The 6,604-nt window shown below is 42.8% G+C and carries 5 protein-coding genes and 4 pseudogenes; 5 read left to right on the top strand and 4 right to left on the bottom strand.

Translation table 11 applies throughout. From position 1 onward, the window contains the following. Positions 1-299: 299 nt before the first annotated feature. The gene (locus ACED28_RS22330) at positions 300-671 is read right to left on the bottom strand and encodes a hypothetical protein (protein WP_371710781.1); all 372 of its coding nucleotides are present in this window, start codon (positions 669-671) and stop codon (positions 300-302) included. A 918-nt stretch (positions 672-1,589) separates the two neighbouring features. On the opposite strand from ACED28_RS22330, the pseudogene ACED28_RS22325 reads away from it, so the two are divergent. Then, positions 1,590-2,497, top strand: a pseudogene (locus ACED28_RS22325) (IS5 family transposase). Positions 2,498-2,542: 45 nt separating this feature from the next. Here ACED28_RS22325 and ACED28_RS22320 read toward each other — a convergent pair. Continuing rightward, positions 2,543-2,656, bottom strand: a pseudogene (locus tag ACED28_RS22320) (helix-turn-helix domain-containing protein); the annotation flags it as partial. Between ACED28_RS22320 and ACED28_RS22315 the strand changes: the two are divergent. Beyond that, positions 2,655-2,891, top strand: coding sequence for a hypothetical protein (locus tag ACED28_RS22315; protein ID WP_371710780.1), 237 nt, complete (start codon positions 2,655-2,657; stop codon positions 2,889-2,891). The pseudogene ACED28_RS22320 and the gene ACED28_RS22315 overlap by 2 nt on opposite strands. Before the next feature lie 68 nt (positions 2,892-2,959). Further along, positions 2,960-3,721, top strand: a complete 762-nt coding sequence (locus ACED28_RS22310) for an IS5 family transposase (protein WP_371710779.1) — start codon at positions 2,960-2,962, stop codon at positions 3,719-3,721. A 66-nt stretch (positions 3,722-3,787) separates the two neighbouring features. Here ACED28_RS22310 and ACED28_RS22305 read toward each other — a convergent pair. Further along, a pseudogene (locus ACED28_RS22305) lies at positions 3,788-4,243 on the bottom strand (transposase); the annotation flags it as partial. A gap of 399 nt (positions 4,244-4,642) precedes the next feature. Here ACED28_RS22305 and ACED28_RS22300 point away from each other — a divergent pair. Beyond that, positions 4,643-4,739, top strand: a pseudogene (locus ACED28_RS22300) (IS5/IS1182 family transposase); the annotation flags it as partial. A 47-nt stretch (positions 4,740-4,786) separates the two neighbouring features. Here the strand turns inward: ACED28_RS22300 and ACED28_RS22295 are convergent. Next, a complete protein-coding gene (locus ACED28_RS22295; protein WP_017082806.1) occupies positions 4,787-5,485 on the bottom strand; it encodes a hypothetical protein in 699 nt (232 codons plus the stop codon). A gap of 166 nt (positions 5,486-5,651) precedes the next feature. On the opposite strand from ACED28_RS22295, the gene ACED28_RS22290 reads away from it, so the two are divergent. Next, entirely contained in the window at positions 5,652-6,245 is a 594-nt protein-coding gene (locus ACED28_RS22290; protein WP_371710778.1) for an EAL domain-containing protein, read from the top strand. The last annotated feature ends 359 nt before the right edge of the window (positions 6,246-6,604 follow it).

The following is a 6,604-nucleotide window of genomic DNA, read 5'->3' as shown; positions in this document are numbered from 1 at the left end:
TAATAAATATCCTTATTGAGTGATAAATTTATCAAGTACATGGTCAGGATGGAGGAAAAGGGAGTGCTCCCTACCACCTCCTTGCCTGATAGGCAGGGAGGAATGCTTATGTTGTCCTAGGTAGACCGTGTAGTGGTCTAATGATCTTGGACACCGGGCAACGTGCCAATGAAAGGGAGCGTGGGGAGAGAGGTTAAAATCAACATAGGCACGCATCATAAAGAAAACAAACAAGATTTCGCGTACTTTAAACCACGATTACGGCTCACATGTTACCGTTGAGCCCCATTTCTTCCTGATTACATTAAAGGCAACAAGGAAGCGTTTACAGACTTCAAACCGCGATTGCGACTGACGTGTTGTTTCCAATTTTGAGGGGTCATAAGGGTGTTTTTGAGTTTACGATAATGTTTTTTGCGAGCATTCTTTGATGGTGGAGGCGTGAGATGACGGACTGATTGGGTTTGTTTTTGAACCGAAACGAAATGAACGCCCTTCCAATAGAAAGGAAAGGGGAGGCGGTCAGTAAAAGGCAACAAAGCAGCAAATGCCATGTATTCACGCCCGATTGAGCCCAGTTCTTTGACGCTGACAAAATCCCCTTGCTCAACAAAGCGGTCTAATAAATTCCCCGCCTCATCTTCACGACAATATCCGTATATAATTTGCATTATTCAAACTCCTTTTAAGGACATTGTTTTGCTCTTTTAAAAGAGCAAAACAATGGGCTCTCTCTCAAGAGCCGTGCTACAAACTGGCTTGTGCATTCTTGTAGTAGAAGGCGCACATCCAAAGGATGTGGTGTCTGGTATTCCCAAGTAACTCTGTTTTACCACTCAACAAGCATGCTTAATTGAGTAGAAAAACAGCCTTGGACGTCGCCCCAGGTAAGGCTCCTGAACTTTTTAGGCATATTACGCAGGCCTGCGCCCATCTGCGGCGCTTTTTGCAATAGTGAAGGCAGCCACTCTTACGGTGATGCGGGTGTTGGTATGCAGATGGAATAAAAAGCCGACGAATGTGTTTTTCGACTTTGCTCTCAAAGACTGCGATATCAACGTAGTCAGTATGAATCAACATGAATGGGGAGGACAATGTTTAAAAACATCAGCAACGCACAATGGACTTGGTTTTCAACCTATCGTGAAAGAATGGGGCTAAAAGGGTTTTCTGACGTACATGCTCTGATGCGCAAGGCGGGAACGGTTCGTTATCCCGGTTGTGGGCCTTGGTTGACCACTTTAAGTAATGCCACAAATGAGTCAAGGTGTGTGTCAATTAGTCGACCAAGGAAGTAACTTTGAACGTAAGACAGACCAAGCAGACAAACGTGAATGCCTCACTCAGCAATCAAAGTGCTAGAAAATCGAATCCCTGAAATTGGTGGTGACACACGGAAATAGTTAAAGGCAATAGAACCATCAAAGCCAGAACATCACCGAAGATGCTGACACTATTAAGTTCAATGGCGGAAAAGGCGTTTGTACCGGCGCGAGTTTGAACTGTTTATGGGCGTTGTTGCCTAAATCAGTTGAACCTTTTTCGAGTCTTGCGATCTGATACTTTATGATGGTTAGAGCGGTGACAACATGGGTAAGGCAAAAAAGAAGATAACTAACTGGGCGGAGTACAATAAGGTTTTGTGCAAACGGGGCTCGGTTACGTTCTGGATAGATGATACAGCCGTAGATGCATGGCGATGTAAACCCATCAGGGTAAGCGTGGTAGAGGCTTTCAGTACTTTGATGCAGCGATTGAAACTGCCTTGATGATTAAAGGAGTATTCTCATTACCATTGCGTGCTCTTCAAGGTTTTATCGACTCTATCTTTGAGCTATTGGATGTTCCACTGACGTCCCCAGACTACATCTGTATCAGTAAACGGTCGAAGACAGTCCAGGTGAAATACCGTAATAAATCTAAAGGGGCTATTCGTCATATAGCCATTGACTCGACTGGTCTCAAAGTCTTTGGCGAGGGTGAGTGGAAGGTGAAAAAGCACGGTGCCGAAAAACGTAGAACATGGCGCAAGCTGCACTTAGCCGTTGATGTAGATATCCATGAAGCCATTAGTGCCGAGGTCAGTCTGGTAAATGTTGGTGATAGCGAAGTGCTGCCAACGTTACTCAACCCTTTACGTAGAAAGATCGATGCTGTCTCTGCCGATGGAGCATATGACACAAAAAGTTGCCACAATACTCTGAAGAATAAAGGTTGTACTCCGTTGATACCACCTCGAAAGAATGTAGCGTTTTGGGAAGATGGGTATCCCAGAAATGAAGCTGTAGAGGCTCTGAAAAACGGAACAATAGCGGAGTGGAAATCCGAATCTGGTTATCACTATCGCTCAATATCTGAGACCGCAATGTCTCGATATAAAGGACTAACCAGCGGTAAATTGAGCTTGAGATGTTACAACGCTCAAGTGGGTGAAATCATGGCGAATGTCAAAGCTATAAACAAAGTCATAGGACTAGGCATGCCTGTTCGAAGCTAACGGTGAGTCAAATATGGCGTCGTTGACCTTCAAGCTGATTTGATCAACAACGCCGCGATGGCACTGAACGGTTTTAGCAATTTCAGAAACTGAAATCCCCCGTTCCAAAAGGGCAGGAATCTGGTATCTTCTGCCTTCGGTCAACTGCTGATAGTTCATGGTAGTACTGCTTGTTTCTTTGGCGAGAAGAGCGTACCACTTTCAGCAGTTGGCTTCCTCTTCTACACCTTTCTATGAATGTCGCACTTATTATCTGAAATCGGGCGCAACAAAGCCGATGGAAGGTGAAAAAGATTATTACCCAACTTTGATCGACGAAGAAGCATGTAATTCCGATGGTTCTAAACTGCGACCCACTAGATTAGAGAAACTAGGGCGAGTTGATCTTTCGTGAGTGTTTTTTGAACAGCATGGTAAAGAGTTATAATTTGCTTCGCCAAAAGTAAAACCATAACCAATACCATGCCAAGAACAATGCTAACTGATATTCGCTGGGAACTGCTACTCCAAGTTATGAAAAGTACAGGTCGTATTTACGATAAAACTGAACATCGAATGACATTTGAAGGAATACTTTATCGAATGAGAACAGGTATTCCTTGGCGAGATCTACCCTCTGAGTTCGGAGAGTGGAGTACCGTTTACAGACGATTTAATCTTTGGTCGAAGAAAGAGATTTTAGATAATCTTTTCAAAAGCTTATCTAACATGGCTGATTTTGAATGGGTATTTCTTGATGGCTCTATAGTTAGAGAACATCAGCATAGTACAGGTGCAGCTACTGAAAGTTCAGAGCAAATAGGAAAAAGTCGCGGGGGCAACTCAACCAAAATTCCCTTAGCCGTAGATAGTGGTGGCCTGCCGATTTGCTTTGATTTATCAGAGGGACAACGCCACGATATAGTGCATGCCGAAAGCTTAGTTGAGCAACTCGGTGAAGTTAATACCATTGTTTGTGATAAAGGATATGACAGCGAACCTTTCCGTACTTTTGTTAAGGAACGTGGCGGAGAAACGGTAATTGCTAAACGCAATTACGGACAAGATATAGACAAAGACAGTATGGATTGGTGTCTATACAAGTATCGTCACTTGGTCGAAAATGCCTTTGGGAGAATTAAGTATTATCGAGCTATTTCAAGTAGATATGACAAGCTAGAAAGGAATTATGCCAACATGTTATCGCTGGCATTCATGTTAATGTGGCTACCGATGTATTGTTGAACGCGAAATGTACAGCAAAGATCAACACGCCCTAGTATTCCCAACCTTGGGTGCTGACGGATCCCCTCATATTTTCCCTAGTCCTGCGTTGTGTGTGAGCCTTTGATATTCGAACATTCCCCATTGATATTGGGATTCATTAATTTGATATCGCCGATGATTTCGAACCTCTCTCCCTAGACGAGGTATGGATAGAACTCGACGGTGTTTAATGCTGTTGGCTTGGAAGTCAAAATGCCATTTGGCCTGTACTGCAATGAGGCCATTCCACCACATCAAGATTTCAGCGAGCAACGCAATAAGAAGCAGGATATCTAATCGCTTAGTACAACGAGTTCTGTTGTGACGAAGTGCGATCCCATAGGCGGTACTCTTTAGATCGCGGAAGGCCTCTTCTATCTGCATACGCTTGGCGTACAGATTGGTAATTTGTACTTCATTTAAGATATGTCTAGGGACATTCGTCGCGAGTAGCCACGGCTCCTTTGCACTGCGTTGATAGAGATGTGTAGCGGAGTGTTTTTGGCTGGTTCTGCTATGGCGCTGGGCTTTTCTGCTTTTTTATAATCCCTTATAAACATAGGCTTCACAAGATATCGGTGATCTCTTTGCTAATAAGCAGTGGCCAAGATATTTGGGTTTATGGACAGCGTTTGGATAAAAGGTTTTATTTGAGACCCAAGGTTTTTGAGGTTGTTTGATTGATACTTCACCTCGGACACGACCTAACCAAAACCAACCTTTCTTCTGAACTTGGCGGAACCAAGTATTTCTAAAACCCGCATCAGAAACGATGATCGGACTGATTTTATTCGGCAAAATACTCTGCAATTTATCAAGGAATGCTTGGTGACGTTTCGGTGAGTTGTATTGGCCATATTCAAAAACTTGTTCAAAGATTGTGATGGCTCGACCATCAAACGAGCTATTTCAAGTAGATATGACAAGCTAGAAAGGAATTATGCCAGCATGCTATCGCTGGCATTCATGTTACCGCGGGCTACCGATGTATTGCTGAACATGAGATACACAACAAAGATCAACACGCCCTAGTTAATGACCAATTTAGTTCGTTGGAGCATTTCCATACAAAATACCCGTGTCATTACCTAATACCCCTGCAATGTAATCTTTACCGTTGTGCTTAACCGTCAAGAAAACCCCGTTGTAACTGCCATTTAGCGCTGATTGCGAGCAAGAAACGGCACTTGCGTTATCTGCATTAAAGTAAGATCCATTACGAACCAATTTACCTGTAATTGTACAAACGCCATTAACGACATATGAACCATCTGCGTTAATCGTCCACGTACTACCATCTGTTGCATTGGTATGAGTACCGGTGATTTGGGCAAGAGCTAATGAGTCAGTTGTTTTATTCATTGAGTAAACAAGGTTTGACCCGCTAACAACGGCTGTTAGAGTTGCAATATTGTTTGTAAATTTAGCATGCATTAACTGAATTCTTTCTTTCACAAAAACATTGTTGCTAGTAAAAGATAGACCTCTAGTTGTCATCGATGTTTCTGTCGTGGTCGCACTATCAACAAAGTAAACGCTGTTGTTCGCGAAGTCACCCACAATTAGGTTGTTCTTAGATCGCTTTGAGTCAACAAGCATGACGGTCAAGTCAGTCGGGTTAACGTATAGGCCATTACCACTAAACGTTTTTACTGTTGCACTCGGTGCCGCTGACGAACCACCGCCACAACCTACAAGTACTACTGAAGCGAAAACACCTAAAATGAAGCCTTTGTTTTTCATTGTGATTACTCTTTATTATGTATAAAGATCTTATCATATCTAAAAATAATAAATCCCGCAAAGTTGCGAGAGAACCGGCGACGCTGACGGATCCCCTCATATTTTCCCTAGTCCTGCATTGTGTGTGAGCCTTTGATATTCGAACATTACCCTTTGATATTCGAACATGTGTCCTCTCGGTAAGTGGGTCATCAAAGCCGCCAGTAAGCAATTTCGTCAGTGGCAATCAGAGGGTAGAGTGTTGCCAGGTAGAATGGCTGTGAATATCTCCGTTCAACAATTAGAGCAACCTGAGTTCTTTGAGAGCATTATAAGTATGATTTCAGAAGAGGGACTCTCTCCTTCCATATTTGAATTAGAAGTGACAGAGTCGGTATTGATGAGTAACCCAGAAAAAACAATGCGCGTGTTGCAAAAGTTAGAACATGTAGGATTCAGTATCGCTATCGACGATTTTGGTACTGGCTTTTCGTCTTTATCGTACCTCAAAAGAATTAACGCAAAGGTTTTGAAAATTGATAAATCGTTCATTGAGAGTTTGGCGACCAGCATACACGACAAAATGATAGTGAAATCTGTGGTGGACTTAGCTCAGAATCTGGGGTTATCCGTTGTGGCTGAGGGCGTCGAAACTGAGGAGCAAAGGCGTTATCTTGAAGAGGTCGGGTGCGACATGGTACAGGGCTACTACTACTCAAGACCACTCACCGCAGAAGAATTAATCCGAAAATTTACTTTTAAAACTTTGCTTAAGGAATGAACAATGACTGAGCATTCTTCTCCATTTTTAAATACTTTCTATTTGAGAGTGTTATCTGTCGTTCATGACGGTTTGTCGCAAAGTTATGAAGAAGCACAAGCGTACTGATTTTTATATGAAATTAGGCTGATTTCGAGTGAAGCTGTTCCCAAACAGATAAGCTTTCAGGATTGTCAAGCAGTCCATTTTTAATTATCGACCGGCTTTGTTGCGTAATTAAATTTAGAGATAGAGCCAACCCGTTTCGCGTATTTCTGAGTCAATACGACAAGTTTCAGGCATACCTAACCCAGTAAGTTTGTTTAACGCTTTTATCATCGCGTAAGTTTCACCCACCTGGGCATTGTAATTTCTTAAGC

It is taken from the genome of Vibrio sp. 1F253 (genome assembly GCF_041439295.1).
Taxonomy (GTDB): domain Bacteria; phylum Pseudomonadota; class Gammaproteobacteria; order Enterobacterales; family Vibrionaceae; genus Vibrio; species Vibrio tasmaniensis_A.
The sequence above is the reverse complement of the archived record's forward strand: the minus strand, read 5'-3'. Positions and strand labels throughout refer to the sequence as shown.